The following is a 17,058-nucleotide window of genomic DNA, read 5'->3' on the forward strand; positions in this document are numbered from 1 at the left end:
GGGTCTCCCTGTGTATCCGGTCGTAACCCTTAGGCCACGGCGAACATCAGGACCAATGAATAGACGTCATCTCAATCATAAAGGCAGGTGATGTATTCGCCAGACCGGCTGGCACGGCGCTCGATCAACGATGCCAGGCGCTTCAGTCCGCGCCCCGGCTTGCCGGCGTTGCGTTCCCTAGGGTTGGGCAGCGACACGGCAAGCAGGGCCGCCTGGCGCCTGGAAAGCTTGGCGGCGGAAACGCCGAAATGATGACGGGCGGCAGCCTCGATACCGTAGATGCCATCACCCCACTCGGCGACGTTCAGATAGATCTCCATCATCCGCTGCTTGCTCCAGACGAAATCGGCGGCGATGGCGAGCGGCAGTTCCATCGCCTTGCGAACGAAGGAGCGGCCGTTCCAGAGAAACAGGTTCTTCACCGTCTGCATCGGGATGGTGCTGGCGCCACGCGTCGATTCCCCCTCGAGCGCATCTTGCACCACGCCGCGCATCTGGCCCCAGTCGACGCCGTCGTGGATGCAGAACTGTCCGTCCTCGGACATCATCACCGACTGCACCAAGACCGGCGCGATCTGGTCGAACTCGACCCACTGCCGGTCGTAGCCGCGCAGCAGCACGAGGTCGCGCAGCATCAGCGTCGAGACCGGACGAATGAAGTCGATGAGGTAGAGCGCAATCAGCGCATAGGGCAGAAGCACGAGGCCGACAACGGCAAGAACGATGCGACGGCGGTGCAGGCGCCACGTCCGACGGAGGGACGACCAGCGACTGGCGGGCATATCGCCCTCCTCACGCGCCTCGGGAACGATGTCCACGGCCTGACTGTCCACCTCTCTGTCCATCCGTTTCTCTTAGTGCATGGGCTCACAAAGTTGAACGGGCTTTCTGGCAAAAGGCAAGGCACTCACAGCTCTGTCCTCGACAAAGCGCACTACCGCGACACGAAAGCCCGTTGAAAGCGGCTTTCGCGCATGCCAAAGAGCGCAGCATGAGACAGGAAACACCGACCTTCGAGACCCGACTGAAGCGCAACGCGCTCGCAATCGAGACGCTGCTTGGACGCCTTTTGGGTTTGAGCACCGAACCCGACGAGATCGTTCGGCCAGAAAACCTGCTCGGCGCGATGCGCCATGGCGTGCTCAACGGCGGCAAGAGGCTGCGGCCGTTTCTGGTGATCGAATGCGCTGATCTCCTGGGCGGCAGCGTCGATGCAGCACTTCGCGTGGGTGCGGCGCTCGAATGCGTACACTGCTACTCGCTGGTTCACGACGACCTGCCGGCGATGGACGACGACGATATCAGGCGCGGCCAGCCGACCGTGCACAAGGCTTTTGACGAGGCCACGGCCATTCTCGCCGGCGACAGCCTTCTGACCTTCGCCTTCGACATCGTCGCCTCGCCGGAAACGCCGCTTGCCGACGTGCAGAAGACCGCACTCGTTTTGGCGCTTTCGCGCGCTGCCGGTCATGGCGGCATGGCAGGCGGGCAGGCGCTTGATCTGGCAGCCGAGAAATCCGCTCCCGATGAAGCCGGCATCGTTACGCTGCAGGCGATGAAAACAGGCGCGCTGCTGCGCTTTGCCTGCGAAGCGGGCGCGATCGTCGCCGGTGCCGACGCCACCGACCGTCAGCGTCTGCGCAGCTTCGGCGAAAAGATCGGCCTCGCCTTCCAGCTTGCCGACGACCTGCTCGACCTGACGGCCGACGCCGAGACCATGGGCAAGGCAACCGGCAAGGACGCTGCGCGCGGCAAGGGCACGCTCGTTGCGCTGCACGGACAGGCCTGGGCCGAAACCCGGCTGGAACAACTGGTGGCGGAGGCCGAAGCGCTGCTCGAACCCTATGGCGCGCGCTCGTCGATCCTTGCCGAAACTGCCCGCTTCATCGCCAATCGCAGGAACTGAACCGTGAGCAAATACTGGTCGCCCATCGTCTCGACGCTGAAGCCCTATGTGCCGGGCGAACAGCCGCGCATCGCCAACCTCGTCAAGCTCAACACCAACGAGAGCCCTTACGGTCCGTCGGATAAGGTTCTGAGCGCCGTCACCGCAGCCGCCAACGGCGATCTCAGGCTCTACCCGGATCCGCTGGCACTTCGCCTGCGTGAAACGATCGCCGCCCGTCACGGCCTCACCGCCAGCGAGGTTTTTGTCGGCAACGGTTCGGACGAGGTTCTGGCCCACATCTTCGCGGGCCTGCTGAAGCACGACGCTCCGCTTCTCTACCCCGACATCTCCTACAGCTTCTACTCGACCTACGCCCGGCTGTTTGCGATAGACGCCGTCGAAGTGCCACTCGACGCGCAATTCCGCATCGACCTCTCCGACTATGAAAGGCCCTGCGGCGCCATCATCCTGCCGAACCCGAATGCACCAACCGGCATCGGCCTGCCGCTCGCCGAGATCGAGCGGCTCGTTGCAGCTCATCCGGATCAGCCCGTCGTCATCGACGAAGCCTATATCGACTTCGGCGGCCAGTCGGCGATCGCCCTGGTGCCGAAATACGAAAACCTGCTGGTGGTCCAGACCTTCTCCAAATCCCGCGCGCTTGCCGGCCTACGCGTCGGCTTCGCCATCGGCCAGCGGCCGCTGATCGAGGCGCTGGAGCGGGTGAAGGACAGTTTTAATTCCTATCCACTCGGCCGCCCGGCCCAGGCCGGGGCAACCGCCGCCATCGAGGACGAGGCGTGGTTCGAGGCGACGCGCGAGAAGATCATCGCATCGCGTGAGCGCCTTACCGAAAAGCTTACCGAGCGCGGTTTCGAGGTGCTGCCCTCCGAGGCGAACTTCGTTTTTGCCCGCCATCCCGGCCATTCCGGGGAGACGCTGATGCAGGCGCTGCGTGAGCGCGCCGTGCTGGTGCGCCATTTCGCCAAACCGCGGATCGGCGATTTCCTGCGCATCACCATCGGCACCGATGCCGAATGCACAAGGCTGATCGAGGCGCTCGACGAGATTCTCTGAGATCTTGTCACGGTCACATTTCGCCGTTTCAAACAAAGGAAGAACTGATCTAGCCTCCGGCGAACGAGCTGGAGCTTTTTCGCATGTTCGACCCGACGCCCTACCTGCCGCAACTTCTCGTCGCCTGGACAGCCTATCTGATCGCGACCGCTTCGCCCGGACCGGCGATCCTGGCGATCATCACCACCTCGGTCAGCGAGGGGCGCAAGGCCGGCCTTGCGCTCGCTTTGGGCGTTCTCACCGGAAGTTATACCTGGGCGATGCTGACGGCTTCCGGCCTCTCGGCGCTGATCCGCGCCTATGGCCACGCGATCATCGTGCTGAAGATCGCCGGCGCCTGCTATCTCTTCTGGCTCGCCTACAATGCGCTGCGCGCAGCCATGCGAAGCGACAGAAACGAGATCGTCGCCGTGGCGAAGGCACAGACCTCGCTGAAGCGGCTCTACCTCAAGGGGCTCGGCATTCACCTGACCAATCCGAAGGCGATTTTCTCCTGGATCATGCTGGTCTCGCTCGGCATGCCCGAGGGTGCGCCCGTCGGCGTCACTGCCATCTTCATCGGCGGCTGCATGGTGCTTGGCCTGATCACGTTCTGCGGCTTCGCACTCGTGTTCTCGCTGTCGCCGGTGCACCGCGCCTATCTCAAGTCGAAACGCCTGATCGAAAGCCTGATGGCCGGCTTCTTCGCCTTTGCCGGCTTGAAGCTGCTGACATCGCGGCTGTAGATCTGAACCTTGACGCTTCCGGGCGGGAACGGCTCTGACCGCTTACTCGGCCGCGGCCTGACCCTGGCCGTAACGCTTCTCGATATAGTCGGAAACCAACGTCTCGAAATCGCCGGCGATGTTGGGGCCACGCAGCGTCATCGCCTTCTGGCCGTCGATGAAGACGGGAGCCGCGGGCGTTTCGCCGGTGCCCGGAAGCGAAATGCCGATATCGGCATGTTTGCTTTCGCCGGGGCCGTTGACGATGCAGCCCATGACCGCGACCTTGAGGCCCTCGACGCCGGGATATTTCTCGCGCCAGACCGGCATGTTGCGGCGGATGTCGTCCTGGATCTTCTGTGCGAGTTCCTGAAACACCGTCGAGGTCGTGCGGCCACATCCGGGACAAGCGGCAACGACGGGAATGAACTGGCGGAAGCCCATGACCTGCAGCAGTTCCTGCGCCACCTGCACCTCGCGGGTGCGGTCGCCGCCGGGCTCCGGCGTCAGCGAAATGCGGATGGTGTCGCCGATGCCCTGCTGCATGAGAATGCCGAGCGAGGCCGACGAGGCGACGATGCCTTTGGTGCCCATGCCGGCCTCGGTCAGCCCCAGATGCAGCGCATGGTCGGAGCGCGTCGACAGCATGGCGTAGACGGCGATCAGGTCCTGCACGCCCGAAACCTTGGCCGAAAGAATGATGCGGTTGCGGGCAAGGCCGATGTCTTCGGCAAGCTCGGCCGACAGCAGCGCCGACTGCACGATCGTCTCGCGCGTCACCTCTTGGGCCGTCAGCGGAAAGCCGTTCGCCTGGTTCTCGTCCATCAGCCGCGTCAAAAGTTCCTGGTCAAGCGAACCCCAGTTGACGCCGATGCGCACCGGCTTGTCGTAGCGGATCGCCATTTCGACGATCTCGGCGAACTGCTTGTCCTTCTTGTCCTTGAAGCCGACATTGCCCGGATTGATGCGGTACTTCGCCAGCGCCTCGGCGCAGGCCGGATGGTCGGCAAGCAGTTTGTGGCCGATATAGTGGAAATCGCCGACCAGCGGCACATCGAGGCCGAGGCGCTCGAGCCGTTCGCGGATCTTCGGCACGGCGGCAGCACTCTCGTCGCGGTCGACGGTGATGCGAACCAGCTCCGAGCCGGCCTTGTGAAGGGCGGCCACCTGCGCCACCGTTCCGTCGATATCGGCGGTGTCGGTATTGGTCATCGACTGGACGACCACCGGCGCGCCCCCACCCACTATGACCCCGCCGACATCGACGGCGACGGACGCGCGGCGGGGCTGCGGATCAAAATCGAAGGCGGCAGACATGAAGGCCTCTTGGTCCCCCAGGTCACACGTCGTGACCCGGTCTTATCGTTTCAGCGCGGGATGCAGGCGGAAACCGCTTGGATTTCTTCCCATCCCACTGTTGCTTTTCGTCCATCAGGTGGATGAGGAAAGCATCGTTGTCAACGGCGACATCATGCCCTGACGGCGATTTGATGGCGCGCGCCCGGCCTCAATGCCCCTTTGCGTGGTCCGCATGGTGCGCGTGATGCGACAGCATGAGCACGACGATGAACAACACCGGCACCGAGGCGAAGATGATCGCAAAGCCGGTGTGCTCGGCGACAAAGCCGATCAGCGACGGTGCAAACAGCATGCCGGAATAGCCCATGAAGGTTGCGACCGAGAGGCCGATGCCCGGCTGCAGGCCCGGCATGTTGCCGGCGGCCGAGAACGCGATCGGCACCATGTTGGAGATGCCGATGCCGGCGATCGCAAAACCAAGGATGGCAATGTAGGCATTGGGCGCAAGACCTGCGAGCACCATGCCGACAAGCGCGGTCACCGTGCAGATGCGCAGCGTGCGCTTGGCGCCGAAACGATCGCGCACATGGTCGCCGGCAAAGCGCATGGTTGCCATGGTCGCCGAGAAGGCGGCAAAGCCGAAGCCCGACAGTTCGACCGAAGCGCCGAGTTCGTTGCGCAGGTAGAGCGCGCCCCAGTCGAGCACGGTTCCCTCCGGCACCATCGAAAACAGCGCCATGATGCCGATCAGCCAGGGAAGCGGTGTCATCGGCAGACGCAGTTTTTCCTTGGTGGCTGCCGGGTGCGGCTTGTCGGCAAGAATCATCGGCCAGGCAATGGCAATGACCGTCAGCGACAGCACTGTTACGACGAGGACATGCGGCAGGACGCCGAAACGCGCCATCAGGAAGCCGCCGATGCCGGCGCCAATCAGGCCGCCGAGGCTCCAATAGGCGTGGCAGGAGGACATGATGGCGCGGCGCATCGACTTTTCGACCTCCACCGCATTGGCATTCATGGCCACGTCCATCGCGCCGACGAAACCGCCGAGCAGGAACATGCCGACGGCGGCCGCCCAGACATTCGGCAGCAACGTCAAAAGCAGCAGCAGCGGCGACAGCAGGATGGCGGTGACCTTGACCACCTTCTGCGAGCCGACCCGTGCGATGAAGCCGCCGGCGATCGGCATCAGCACCAGCGAGCCGATACCGAACATCAGGATGAGCAGACCGAGCACGCTTTCGCTGATGCCCAGGCGATCCTTGAATTCGGGGATTTTCGGGGCCCAGCTTCCGGTGACGAAACCGTTCATCAGGAACAGCAGCGACACGGCGAGCCGGTTTCGGGTCATGTAACCTTGCCGAACGGCAGTGGAAGGGGAACGTTGGTCCATGGATCTATGCCTCTATGCCGGAAGCCGCCGGCTCAAATGGTGATTTCAATCAGATTGCCGTCGGGGTCGCGAAGCACCGCCTCGTAGAAGCCGTCTCCCGTCCACCGTGCCGGCGCTACCAGAATGCCCTCGGCAACCGCCCGGGCCGCCATCGCGTCGACCGCCGCCTCGCTGCCGAGCGACAGGGCCACATGGGCAAGACCGGTGCGTTCGGTGCCTTGGGGATCGGCCGGCGCCACCCAGGGGCCCTCCATGATCTCGATCGCCGGCCCGTCACCGAGCGTCAGAAAGCGGGAGCGGAAGCCTGGCCGACGGCGACTTTCGTAGATCTCGCCGACGCCAGCGCCCAGAAAGCTCGACCAGAAGGCGGCAACAGCCTCCAGATCCCTCGTCCAAAGAGCCACATGCGCAATGCTCATCGGTCGCTTGCCTCCGCTGTGATGATGGTCGTTCCTGAGCGTTCGAAGGCGGTCACGTGATGCGCCGGCGCATCTGCCTCCAGCACCAGCGTCGTCACCTGGTCGATGCCGACGACCGTATGGGAGGCGGCCGTGCCGAGCTTGTCGTTGGTAACGGCGACGAGCAGGGCGCGGCTGCGGGAAGCCACCAGCCGCTTGAACTCGGCATCCTCGAAATAGATCGCCGTCAGGCCCGCCTCGGCATCGGCGCCGCAGGTGCCGAGAATGCACAGGTCAGGTCGAAGCTGCTCGATATCGCGCTGCGCCCGCGCGCCGACGGCCGCACCGACGGCACGGTTGAGCGGGCCGCCGACGAGGATCAGGTCGATTTCAGGCTTTTCCATCAGGGCGGCGGCAATCAGCGGCGTGTTGGTAACGATCGTCGCCTTCAGGTCCGGCGCGATCAGCTGTGCGATGGCGAGGTTGGCCGAGCCAGCATCGAGGAACACGGTGCTATCGGGCGCAATGAAGCCAACCGAGGCGCGGGCAAGGGCAGCCTTTCGCTCCGGCGCCATCGCCACGCGCTGGCTCAAGGTCAGCGAACTCGGCGCAAGCGGCAGCGCCCCGCCATAGACCCGTTCGCAGAGGCCCGCTGCCGCCATCTCGCGCAGGTCGCGCCGGATCGTGTCTTCAGACACCCGAAACTCTGCAGCAAGGTCTGCGGCCAGCACCCGGCCATCGGCCTTCAGCCGCTCCTGGATCAGTGTCTTTCGCTCTCGAAGAAGAAGGTCTGTCGACATTTCGCCAATCGTGCATAAACGTGCATGAATCGATGAAAATGTGCATAGCGAATTTTGAAAGCGATTTCAACTGCACCGGCGCGACAAAATCGAAAACGGCCAGATTTGGCGACAGGCGCGCATTTTGGATGAAAATTCTCCCAATCCGGGGAAAAATCTTCATCAAAACGCTCAGGAATTGGAGTTTTATGCGCTCAAGCGCCGGTTTTTTTGTGCGATTCTCCCCTCAATCCGGACGACGGGCCGGAACTTAGAAAGATGGAAAGACACGATGAAACTCCTCCCCACGCTCTTTACCGCCGCCCTCCTGCAGGTTGCCGCCCTCGTGCCCGCTCAGGCCGGTGAGAACCTCGACCAGATCAAGTCCGCCGGCGTTCTGAAGATCGGCACCGAGGGCACCTATGCGCCCTTCACCTACCACGACAAGTCAGGCGCGCTCGTCGGCTTCGACGTCGAGATCGGCCAGGCCGTTGCCGAGAAGCTGGGCGTCAAGGCCGAGTTCCTGGAAGGCAAGTGGGACGGCCTGATCGCCGGCCTCGATGCCAACCGCTACGACACGGTCATCAACCAGGTCGGCATCACCGAGGAGCGCAAGAAGAAGTACGACTTCTCCGAGCCCTATATCGCCTCCAAGGCGGTGCTGATCGTCAAGGGCGACGACGCCGAGATCAAGGACTTTGCCGACCTCAAGGGCAAGAAGTCCGCCCAGTCACTGACGAGCAACTTCGGCAAGCTGGCCCAGGCCTCCGGCGCCGAACTCGTCGGCACCGACGGCTTCGACCAGTCGATCCAGCTCGTGCTCACCGGCCGCGCCGATGCGACCATCAACGACAGCCTCTCCTTCCTCGACTTCAAGAAGCAGAAGCCTGATGCCAACGTGAAGATCGCCGCCGAGAAGGCCGACGCCGACTATTCCGGCATCATCATCCGCAAGGACGAGCCGGAACTGCTCGAAGCCATCAACAAGGCGCTGGTCGACATCAAGGCCGACGGCACCTACGAGAAAATCTCGCAGAAGTACTTCGGCGCCGACGTCTCGAAGTAACATCGGGCTGAGATCAGCGCCGGTTTCTCCGCCGGCCAATCTCGGTTATGAAAAGCGATCCGTTCCGGTCCCCGGGGCGGATCGCGCTTTTTCGAAAGGCCTGTCCCTTGCCCACCTGGCTCCAACTCATGCTGGATTCGCTGCCGTCCCTGCTGTGGGCCGGGCTGACATTCACCATCCCGCTGACGCTGCTTTCCTTCATTCTCGGGCTGACGCTGGGCCTCGCGACCGCAATCGCCCGCCTGTTCGGCCCGGCGCCCGTCGTCGCCGTCGCCCGGTTCTATGTCTGGGTCATCCGCGGCACGCCGCTGCTCGTCCAGCTGTTCGTGATCTTTTATGGCCTGCCGAGCATGGGCATCCTGCTCGACGCCTTTCCGGCAGCGCTGATCGGCTTCACGCTCAATGTCGGCGCCTACACCTCCGAGATCATCCGCGCGGTGATTTCGTCTGTGCCGCGCGGCCAATGGGAAGCCGCCTATTCCATCGGCATGAGCTGGAGCCAGGCAATGCGGCGCACGATCCTGCCGCAGGCAGCCCGCGTCGCCGTGCCGCCTTTGTCCAACACCTTCATCTCGCTGGTGAAGGATACCTCGCTGGCGGCTGCGATCACCGTGCCAGAGCTTTTCCAGACGGCCCAGCGCATCGTCGCCACCACCTATGAGCCGCTGATCCTCTATATCGAGGCGGCGCTGATCTATCTCGCGATGAGCTCGGTGCTGTCGGCCCTGCAGGTGCGACTGGAGCGCCGCTTCGCCCGCTATGGCGGCTTTCTGGAGGCGCGCACATGATCGAGCTTTCCCACATCGAAAAGCGCTTCGGCGACAACCTCGTGCTGAAGGACATCTCCGTGACGCTGGCGGAGGGCACGGTGACGGCGCTGGTCGGCCCGTCGGGCGGCGGCAAGAGCACGCTTTTGCGCTGCATCAACCTCTTGGAGATCCCGACGTCAGGTTCGATCCGGCTCGGCGACGACAAGCTCGACTTTCAGCCAGGACGCAAGACCGGCTGGCAGGCGATCCAGCGCCTGCGCCGCCAGACGGGCATGGTGTTCCAGAATTTCCAGCTCTTCCCGCACCAGACCGCGCTCGGTAATGTCATGGAAGGCTTGGTCACCGTCTTGAAATGGCCTGCCGACAAGGCGCGGGCACGCGCGATGGAACTGCTCGAAAAGGTCGGCATGGCGCACAAGGCCGATGCCTGGCCGGCAACGCTGTCGGGCGGACAGCAGCAGCGGGTGGCAATCGCCCGGGCGCTGGCGCCATCGCCGCGCGTCCTTCTCTGCGACGAGCCGACCTCGGCGCTCGATCCGGAACTGGCCGAGGAAGTGGTCGAAGTATTGAGCCGGCTTGCCCGCGAAGGCACGACCATGGTGATGGCGACCCACGACCTCCGGCTAGCCTCGCGCGTCGCCGACAAGGTGGTGTTCCTCGACGGCGGCGTGATCGTCGAAAGCGGTGCCCCGAAAACCATCTTCTCGACGCCCGAGCGCGAGCGCACCAAGAAGTTCATTGCCTCGCTGAGCGCACCGCACAGCTACGATATCTGAGCGGCGCCTCAGGGAGCATGGTGGGTGGAGGCGAGCTCCCCTCCGGTCATTCTCCGCCTCTCTCCATCGTCATCCTCGGGCTTGCCCCGAGGATCCACACCACAAACCCCAGCCTTCGTCGCGCCCCGAGACGCATCGGGCGATCGCGGATTATCGCCGCCGTCTCAATGGATCCTCGGGTCAAGCCCGAGGATGACGGAGGAAGAGATGGATGACGGAGAAGGCGGATGTGGGGGTGGAGTTGCTATTCTTCCCTTCGCGCAAAAAAAACGGCCGGACTCGCGTCCGGCCGTTCTTGTCTTATCTCGTCGAAAGCGTCAGCCGCCAAAGACGATCAGCAGGTCCTTGGCATCGATCTGGTCGCCGGCGCGCACCAGAACTTCGGCAACCGTGCCGTCCTTCTCCGCGTGCAGCGCCGTTTCCATCTTCATCGCCTCGATCGACAGCAGCACGTCGCCGGCCTTGACCGCCTGGCCTGCATGGACTGCAACCGTCGAGATCACGCCTGGCATCGGCGCGCCGAGCTGCACGGCGTTTCCGGCCTCCGCCTTGCGGCGGATGGCGCTGGAGGCGCCGCGGTTGCGATCGGGAACCTTGATTGGACGCGGCTGGCCGTTGAGTTCGAAGAACACCTTGACCATGCCCTTCTCGTCGATCTCGCCCTGGGTCTGGTTGAGGATGACGAGCGTCTTGCCCTTTTCGAGGTCGGCGAACAGCTCTTCGCCCGGCGCCATGCCGTAGAAATAGGCCGGCGTCGGCAGCACGCTGACGGGGCCATAGGTCTCGGCTGCCTGCGCATAGTCGGTAAAGACCTTGGGGTACATCAGATAGGAGGCGAACTCGTAGTCGTTGACCTCGCGCTCGAGCTTCTCTTCGATGACCTTACGCTCTGCGTCGAGGTCGGCGGCTTCCAGCAGCGAACCCGGGCGCACCACATAGGCCTTCTCGCCCTTCAGCGCCTTCTTCTGCAAGCCTTCGGGCCAGCCACCCGGAGGCTGGCCGAGATCGCCCTTCAGCATCGACACGACAGACTCCGGGAAAGCGATGTCCTTGGCCGGGTTCTCGACATCGGCGACGGTCAGGTCCTGGCTGACCATCATCAGCGCCATGTCGCCGACGACCTTCGACGACGGCGTCACCTTGACGATATCGCCGAACATCTGGTTGGCGTCGGCATAGGCCTGCGCCACTTCGTGCCAGCGGGTTTCGAGACCGAGCGAGCGGGCCTGCTCCTTGAGGTTGGTGAACTGGCCGCCCGGCATTTCGTGGAGGTAAACTTCGGACGCCGGACCCTTGAGATCGCTTTCGAAGGCGGCGTACTGGTGGCGCACAGCTTCCCAGTAGAACGAGATGCGGCGGATCCATTCGGGATCGAGGCCCGGATCACGCTCGGAGCCGCGCAAGGCTTCGACGATCGAGCCGAGGCAGGGCTGCGAGGTATTGCCGGACAGCGAATCCATCGCCGCGTCGACGACGTCGACGCCGGCATCGACCGCTGCAAGCACGGTGGCAGCCGCAATACCCGAGGTGTCGTGGGTGTGGAAGTGGATCGGCAGGTCGGTCGCTTCACGCAGCGCCTTGAACAGCACGCGGGCGGCGGCCGGCTTCAGCAGTCCGGCCATGTCCTTGACGGCGATGATGTGGGCGCCGGCCTTTTCCAACTCAGCGGCAAGCGCGGTGTAGTACTTCAGGTCGTATTTCGGCCGTGCGGCATTCAGAATGTCGCCGGTATAGCAGATCGCCGCTTCGCAGATCTTGTTCTCTTCGGCGACCGCTTCCATCGACACGCGCATGTTGTCGACCCAGTTCAGGCAGTCGAACACGCGGAAGACGTCGATGCCGCCCCGTGCCGCCTGGCGGACGAAGTATTTGACGACGTTATCGGGGTAGTTCTTGTAGCCGACGCCATTGGCGCCGCGCAGAAGCATCTGCAAGAGCAGGTTCGGCGCGTCCTCGCGGATGCGTGCCAGCCGGTCCCACGGATCTTCGGTCAGGAAGCGCATCGAAACGTCGAATGTCGCCCCACCCCAGCATTCGAGCGAGAACAGGTTGGGCAGCGCGCGGGCATAGGTGCCGGCGACACGGGCGATGTCGTAGGTGCGCATGCGGGTGGCGAGCAGCGACTGGTGGCCGTCGCGCATCGTTGTGTCGGTGACGAGAACCTGCGGCTGCGCCCTGACCCATTCGGCAAATTTCTTCGGGCCGAGCTCGTCGAGCTTCTGCTTGGTGCCCGGCTTGATCTCGCCGCCGATGAACGGCACGACCGGAGCGGCAATCTCGTCCGACGGACGCGGCCGACCCTTGGCTTCCGGGTGGCCGTTGACGGTGACGTCGGCGAGGTAAGTGAGCAGCTTGGTGGCGCGGTCCTGACGGCGCACCTGCTGGAACAGCTCCGGCGTCGTGTCGATGAAGCGCGTGGTGTAGGTGTTGTCGTGGAACTTTGGGTGGCTGATGATCGCTTCGAGGAAGGTCAGGTTCGTCGCCACGCCGCGGATGCGGAATTCGCGCAGCGCGCGGATCATGCGCTGGATCGCCTCGTCCGGATTTGGAGCCCAGGCCGTCACCTTTTCCAAAAGCGGATCATAGTAGCGAGTGATGACCGCACCCGAATAGGCCGTACCGCCGTCGAGACGGATGCCGAAGCCAGTGGCTCCGCGATAGGCGGTGATGCGGCCATAGTCCGGAATGAAGTTCTGCTCCGGATCTTCCGTGGTAATGCGGCACTGCAGCGCGTGGCCGTTGAGGCGGATGTTTTCCTGCGAGGGCACGCCCGATTCCGGCGTGCCGATAGCGTAGCCGTCGAGGATGTGGATCTGCGCCTTTACGATATCGATGCCGGTGACGACCTCGGTCACCGTGTGCTCGACCTGGATGCGCGGGTTGACCTCGATGAAATAGAATTTGCCGCTGTCGGCATCCATCAGATACTCGACGGTGCCGGCGCCGATATAGTTCGTCGCCTCGGCGATGCGCTTGGAATAGGCGGCAAGCTCTTCGCGCTGGCTGGCGCTGAGATAGGGCGCCGGCGCACGCTCGACGACCTTCTGGTTGCGCCGCTGGATGGAGCAGTCGCGCTCGAACAGATGCACGACATTGCCGTGGGTATCGCCGAGCACCTGGCTTTCGACGTGGCGCGCACGCTCGACCAGCTTTTCGAGATAGACTTCGTCCTTGCCGAAGGCAGCCTTGGCTTCGCGCTTGGCTTCCGTGACCTCGCGAGCGAGATCCTTCGGGTCGCGGATCGCGCGCATGCCGCGGCCGCCGCCGCCCCAGGAGGCTTTCAGCATCACCGGATAACCGATTGCCTCGGCCATCTTTGTGACTTCCGCCATGTCGTCGGGAAGCGGTTCGGTTGCCGGCACCACCGGGACACCGATCGAGATCGCGAGGTTCCGGGCAGCAACCTTGTTGCCGAGCTGGCGCATGGTTTCCGGCTTCGGACCGATGAAGGTAATACCCGCCTCCGCGCAGGCCTCGGCGAACTCAGGGCTTTCCGACAGCAGGCCGTAACCCGGATGGATGGCATCCGCGCCGGAAAGCTTGGCGACGCGGATCACTTCCTCGATCGACAGATAACTCTCGATCGGGCCGAGGTCGCGCGCCAGATGCGGGCCACGGCCGACCTGATAACTTTCGTCCGCCTTGAAGCGGTGCAGCGCCAGTTTGTCCTCTTCAGCCCATATCGCGACCGTTTTCAGACCTAGTTCATTGGCCGCGCGGAACACGCGGATTGCAATTTCAGAACGGTTGGCAACAAGGATCTTAGAGATGGGCAAGTCGGACTCCTCAAGACTTGAAACGCGGGAAATGCTGCACCCGCGAAATGAAGTATTAGCGGGTCGCAGAATGAAGCGCAATTTCAGAGTCGAGCAGAAATCCGAGAGAATTGGATCAGGAAATCAGTCCTAGCCGGAAGGCAATCGCTACGACGTGATGGCGGTTCTTGCCCTTCAGTTTCTCCTGGATGCCATTCATGTACCAGTCGACCGTGTGACTGGAGATGTCGAGCACCTTGCTGATGTCGTTCGAGGTCATGCCGTCGGCCAGATAGTTGAGCGCTTCCATTTCGCGCCGCGTCATCTGTACTTCGACGCGGGATGCCAGATCGGCCGAGATCTCCGGGTCGGTCAGTTCGAGCAGCTTCCAGAACAGGCGCTTGGCGATCTGGTCGAACAGGCTGATCTCGACGGGGCTGAGATCGACGACCCGGCCGCCCACCGTCAGGTTGCCGAGCAGGCCGCGGCGGCCGTGCACCGGGAAGATGTAGCCATCGTGAAGGCCGTGGTTGCGGCCCTCGATCATCATGCTTTCCATGCGCTTGCGATGCGGATCGGAGCGGAAGGCAAACAGCGTGTCGCGCCAACGGAAACCGCGCTGGGCGTGGCCGAGGTAGCGGATGGTCGGATCGATCACCACATACTTCTTGCGGATGTAGATCTGCGGCCAGCCTTCCGGCCAGCGACCGGCGAGCAGCAGCCTCAGCGGATTTTCGTGCGGCTTCGGCTGCCGGACGACACCATAGAAGTCGAAGCCGCAGCGGTCGAGCAACCGTTCGAATTCCGGCACGATTTCTTCGCGCGTCTTCATCTCTTCGATCAGCGCAAGAAATTGCACGAGCAGCGTGATATTCATGGATCACCTTCCAGGTAGAACAGGCGTGCGGGGCCCGCAAACCGGACATGAATGAGCCGTTCAGGGGCCATTCATGTTGCACCCGCGATAATTCGACATACCATGCCCGGTCTTGTGCGGAAATCGCAAGAAATCGGAATTGGACGGAAAAGATAGCAAACTATGAATACCCGCACCAAGCCCGCCGATGGGCAAACGGGGTTCCGCCGTCAAAGCCGTCTCAAGTTTCTGATTTCCCTAGGATATCGCCAATGATCGTCCCACAGCGGCCTTGACGGCCGGCAGAATCGAGCCTCGTGCCCGGCTGCCGGAGTTTGTTGAGGCGTACGCATTTGCCGCACGAATGTTTGGTGCGGCGCACAATCCGGTACCCGGAAGGGGTGAGACAGTGTCATTGTTCCAAGTGTATGCGAGAGCGCTCCAGTATCTTGCGGTTCACAAGTTCCGTGTCTCGGCGATCGTGCTCGCAAACGTCGTGCTCGCCGCCATCACGATTGCCGAGCCGATCCTGTTCGGCCGCATCATCGACGCCATTTCCTCCAAGGGCGAAGTCACGCCGATGCTCCTGATGTGGGCAGCGCTTGGCGTGTTCAACACCGTCGCCTTCGTTCTCGTCGCCCGCGAAGCCGACCGGCTGGCCCATGGCCGCCGTGCCACGCTTTTGACGGAGGCCTTCGGGCGTATCGTTTCGATGCCGCTGTCCTGGCACACCCAGCGCGGCACGTCGAATGCGCTGCATACGCTGCTGCGCGCCTGCGAAACGCTGTTCGGCCTCTGGCTCGAATTCATGCGCCAGCATCTGGCGACTGCCGTTGCCCTGATGCTCCTGATCCCGACTGCCTTTGCCATGGACGTTCGCCTGTCGCTGGTACTCGTCGTGCTCGGCATCGCCTATGTCATGATCAGCAAGGTGGTGATGAGCCGCACCAAGGAAGGCCAGGCCTCGGTCGAAAACCACTACCACACGGTTTTCTCGCACGTGTCCGACGCCATCAGCAACGTCTCAGTCGTTCACAGCTACAACCGCATCGAAGCCGAGACACGCGAACTGAAGAAGTTCACCGAACGCCTGATCTCCGCCCAGTTCCCGGTCCTCGACTGGTGGGCGCTGGCCAGCGCGCTCAACCGCGTCGCCTCGACCATCTCGATGATGGTGATCCTCGTCATCGGCACGGTGCTGGTCCAGCGCGGCGAGCTGCGCGTCGGCGAAGTCATCGCCTTCATCGGCTTTGCCAACCTGCTGATCGGCCGTCTCGACCAGATGAAGGCCTTTGTCACGCAGATCTTCGAAGCCCGCGCCAAGCTTGAAGATTTCTTCCAGCTGGAGGATTCGGTGCGCGAACGCGAAGAGCCGGCTGGCGCCACGGACCTGGGTGCCGTCAAGGGTGAAGTCGAATTCCGCGACATCTCCTTCGACTTTGCCAACACCACTCAGGGCGTGCGCAACGTGTCGTTCACGGCCAAGGCGGGACAGACGATCGCGATCGTCGGCCCGACTGGCGCCGGCAAGACCACGCTCGTCAACCTGCTGCAGCGCGTTCACGAGCCGCGCGACGGCCAGATCCTGATCGACGGCGTCGACATCTCCAAGGTGACGCGCAAGTCGCTGCGCCGGTCTATCGCCACCGTCTTCCAGGACGCCGGCCTGATGAACCGCTCGATCTGCGAGAACATCCGGCTTGGCCGTGACGACGCGTCGCTCGACGAAGTGATGGCTGCTGCCGAAGCGGCTGCCGCCAGCGACTTCATCGAAAGCCGCAACAATGGCTACGACACCGTCGTCGGCGAGCGTGGCAACCGCCTGTCGGGCGGCGAGCGCCAGCGCGTCGCGATCGCCCGCGCCATCCTCAAGAATGCACCGATCCTGGTGCTCGACGAGGCGACCAGCGCGCTCGACGTCGAGACCGAGGCTCGGGTGAAGGATGCAATCGATGCGCTGCGCAAGGATCGCACCACCTTCATCATCGCCCACCGCCTGTCGACGGTGCGCGAGGCCGATCTGGTGATCTTCATGGATCAGGGCCGGATCGTCGAGATGGGCGGCTTCAACGAGCTCAGCGCGAGCAACGGCCGCTTCGCCGCTCTGCTGCGCGCCAGCGGCATCCTGACGGACGAAGACGTCCGCATGAGCCACACGGCCGCCTGAGCAGACACCCCATTCCACTTGCAATACGAAAGCCCCGGATCGTCACCGGGGCTTTTTCGTTCAGGCCGCGCATATCAAGCTGGCCCTTGCAATCCGGCTCATTGGGTGATCAGCCTAGCCTGATATCTAC

At 63.2% G+C, this 17,058-nt stretch carries 14 protein-coding genes; 7 read left to right on the plus strand and 7 right to left on the minus strand.

The genetic code is table 11. The features are described from left to right. Positions 1 to 71: 71 nt before the first annotated feature. Positions 72 to 818, minus strand: a complete 747-nt coding sequence (gene mtgA, locus AC1Q80_RS19120) for a monofunctional biosynthetic peptidoglycan transglycosylase (protein WP_492361514.1) — start codon at positions 816 to 818, stop codon at positions 72 to 74. Positions 819 to 991: 173 nt separating this feature from the next. Between mtgA and AC1Q80_RS19125 the strand changes: the two genes are divergently transcribed. The 3 genes from AC1Q80_RS19125 to AC1Q80_RS19135 all read left to right on the plus strand — a co-directional run bounded on the left by AC1Q80_RS19125 (position 992) and on the right by AC1Q80_RS19135 (position 3,690). Next, complete coding sequence (locus AC1Q80_RS19125; protein WP_209790395.1) at positions 992 to 1,906, plus strand: polyprenyl synthetase family protein; 915 nt, start codon at positions 992 to 994, stop codon at positions 1,904 to 1,906. Between the two features lie 3 nt (positions 1,907 to 1,909). Next, positions 1,910 to 2,965, plus strand: coding sequence for a histidinol-phosphate transaminase (hisC, locus tag AC1Q80_RS19130; protein ID WP_492361455.1), 1,056 nt, complete (start codon positions 1,910 to 1,912; stop codon positions 2,963 to 2,965). 83 nt (positions 2,966 to 3,048) lie between these two features. Beyond that, positions 3,049 to 3,690 carry a LysE family translocator gene (locus tag AC1Q80_RS19135; protein WP_492361456.1) on the plus strand — a complete coding sequence of 214 codons (642 nt, stop codon included), beginning with the start codon at positions 3,049 to 3,051 and terminating at the stop codon, positions 3,688 to 3,690. Positions 3,691 to 3,732: 42 nt separating this feature from the next. Here AC1Q80_RS19135 and ispG read toward each other — a convergent pair whose 3' ends face one another. From ispG to AC1Q80_RS19155, 4 genes are all read right to left on the minus strand, one after another. Next, positions 3,733 to 4,986, minus strand: coding sequence for a flavodoxin-dependent (E)-4-hydroxy-3-methylbut-2-enyl-diphosphate synthase (gene ispG, locus AC1Q80_RS19140; protein ID WP_173418392.1), 1,254 nt, complete (start codon positions 4,984 to 4,986; stop codon positions 3,733 to 3,735). A gap of 190 nt (positions 4,987 to 5,176) precedes the next feature. After that, positions 5,177 to 6,361 carry an MFS transporter gene (locus tag AC1Q80_RS19145; RefSeq protein ID WP_492361457.1) on the minus strand — a complete coding sequence of 395 codons (1,185 nt, stop codon included), beginning with the start codon at positions 6,359 to 6,361 and terminating at the stop codon, positions 5,177 to 5,179. Positions 6,362 to 6,393: 32 nt separating this feature from the next. Next, complete coding sequence (locus tag AC1Q80_RS19150; protein WP_492361458.1) at positions 6,394 to 6,780, minus strand: VOC family protein; 387 nt, start codon at positions 6,778 to 6,780, stop codon at positions 6,394 to 6,396. Beyond that, entirely contained in the window at positions 6,777 to 7,559 is a 783-nt protein-coding gene (locus tag AC1Q80_RS19155) for a DeoR/GlpR family DNA-binding transcription regulator (protein ID WP_209790390.1), read from the minus strand. The genes AC1Q80_RS19150 and AC1Q80_RS19155 overlap by 4 nt, the downstream gene beginning before the upstream one ends. Before the next feature lie 271 nt (positions 7,560 to 7,830). On the opposite strand from AC1Q80_RS19155, the gene AC1Q80_RS19160 reads away from it, so the two are divergent. The 3 genes from AC1Q80_RS19160 to AC1Q80_RS19170 all read left to right on the plus strand — a co-directional run bounded on the left by AC1Q80_RS19160 (position 7,831) and on the right by AC1Q80_RS19170 (position 10,150). Next, entirely contained in the window at positions 7,831 to 8,604 is a 774-nt protein-coding gene (locus tag AC1Q80_RS19160; RefSeq protein WP_173418396.1) for an amino acid ABC transporter substrate-binding protein, read from the plus strand. Between the two features lie 107 nt (positions 8,605 to 8,711). After that, a complete protein-coding gene (locus AC1Q80_RS19165; protein ID WP_077500952.1) occupies positions 8,712 to 9,392 on the plus strand; it encodes an amino acid ABC transporter permease in 681 nt (226 codons plus the stop codon). Continuing rightward, a complete protein-coding gene (locus AC1Q80_RS19170; protein WP_492361459.1) occupies positions 9,389 to 10,150 on the plus strand; it encodes an amino acid ABC transporter ATP-binding protein in 762 nt (253 codons plus the stop codon). Before AC1Q80_RS19165 ends, AC1Q80_RS19170 begins: the two co-directional genes overlap by 4 nt. Positions 10,151 to 10,467: 317 nt before the next feature. On the opposite strand, the gene pyc is transcribed toward AC1Q80_RS19170, so the two are convergent. Then, the gene (pyc, locus tag AC1Q80_RS19175; protein ID WP_492361460.1) at positions 10,468 to 13,926 is read right to left on the minus strand and encodes a pyruvate carboxylase; all 3,459 of its coding nucleotides are present in this window, start codon (positions 13,924 to 13,926) and stop codon (positions 10,468 to 10,470) included. Between the two features lie 115 nt (positions 13,927 to 14,041). Further along, the gene (locus tag AC1Q80_RS19180) at positions 14,042 to 14,782 is read right to left on the minus strand and encodes a helix-turn-helix transcriptional regulator (protein ID WP_112806667.1); all 741 of its coding nucleotides are present in this window, start codon (positions 14,780 to 14,782) and stop codon (positions 14,042 to 14,044) included. Between the two features lie 388 nt (positions 14,783 to 15,170). Here AC1Q80_RS19180 and AC1Q80_RS19185 point away from each other — a divergent pair, with 388 nt between their 5' ends. After that, positions 15,171 to 16,928, plus strand: coding sequence for a glucan ABC transporter ATP-binding protein/ permease (locus AC1Q80_RS19185; RefSeq protein WP_173418399.1), 1,758 nt, complete (start codon positions 15,171 to 15,173; stop codon positions 16,926 to 16,928). Positions 16,929 to 17,058: the final 130 nt, after the last annotated feature.

The sequence above is a fragment of the Ensifer sp. GW823-FHT05D09 genome (assembly GCF_058795755.1).

Excerpts from the sequence above, each read along its gene's own strand:
- AC1Q80_RS19125 (WP_209790395.1), top strand. The coding sequence starts at position 992 with ATGAGACAGGAAACACCGACCTTCGAGACCCGACTGAAGCGCAACGCG.
- AC1Q80_RS19135 (WP_492361456.1), top strand. The coding sequence starts at position 3,049 with ATGTTCGACCCGACGCCCTACCTGCCGCAACTTCTCGTCGCCTGGACA.
- ispG (WP_173418392.1), bottom strand. The coding sequence starts at position 4,986 with ATGTCTGCCGCCTTCGATTTTGATCCGCAGCCCCGCCGCGCGTCCGTC.
- AC1Q80_RS19145 (WP_492361457.1), bottom strand. The coding sequence starts at position 6,361 with ATGGACCAACGTTCCCCTTCCACTGCCGTTCGGCAAGGTTACATGACC.
- AC1Q80_RS19150 (WP_492361458.1), bottom strand. The coding sequence starts at position 6,780 with ATGAGCATTGCGCATGTGGCTCTTTGGACGAGGGATCTGGAGGCTGTT.
- AC1Q80_RS19155 (WP_209790390.1), bottom strand. The coding sequence starts at position 7,559 with ATGTCGACAGACCTTCTTCTTCGAGAGCGAAAGACACTGATCCAGGAG.
- AC1Q80_RS19160 (WP_173418396.1), top strand. The coding sequence starts at position 7,831 with ATGAAACTCCTCCCCACGCTCTTTACCGCCGCCCTCCTGCAGGTTGCC.
- AC1Q80_RS19170 (WP_492361459.1), top strand. The coding sequence starts at position 9,389 with ATGATCGAGCTTTCCCACATCGAAAAGCGCTTCGGCGACAACCTCGTG.
- AC1Q80_RS19180 (WP_112806667.1), bottom strand. The coding sequence starts at position 14,782 with ATGAATATCACGCTGCTCGTGCAATTTCTTGCGCTGATCGAAGAGATG.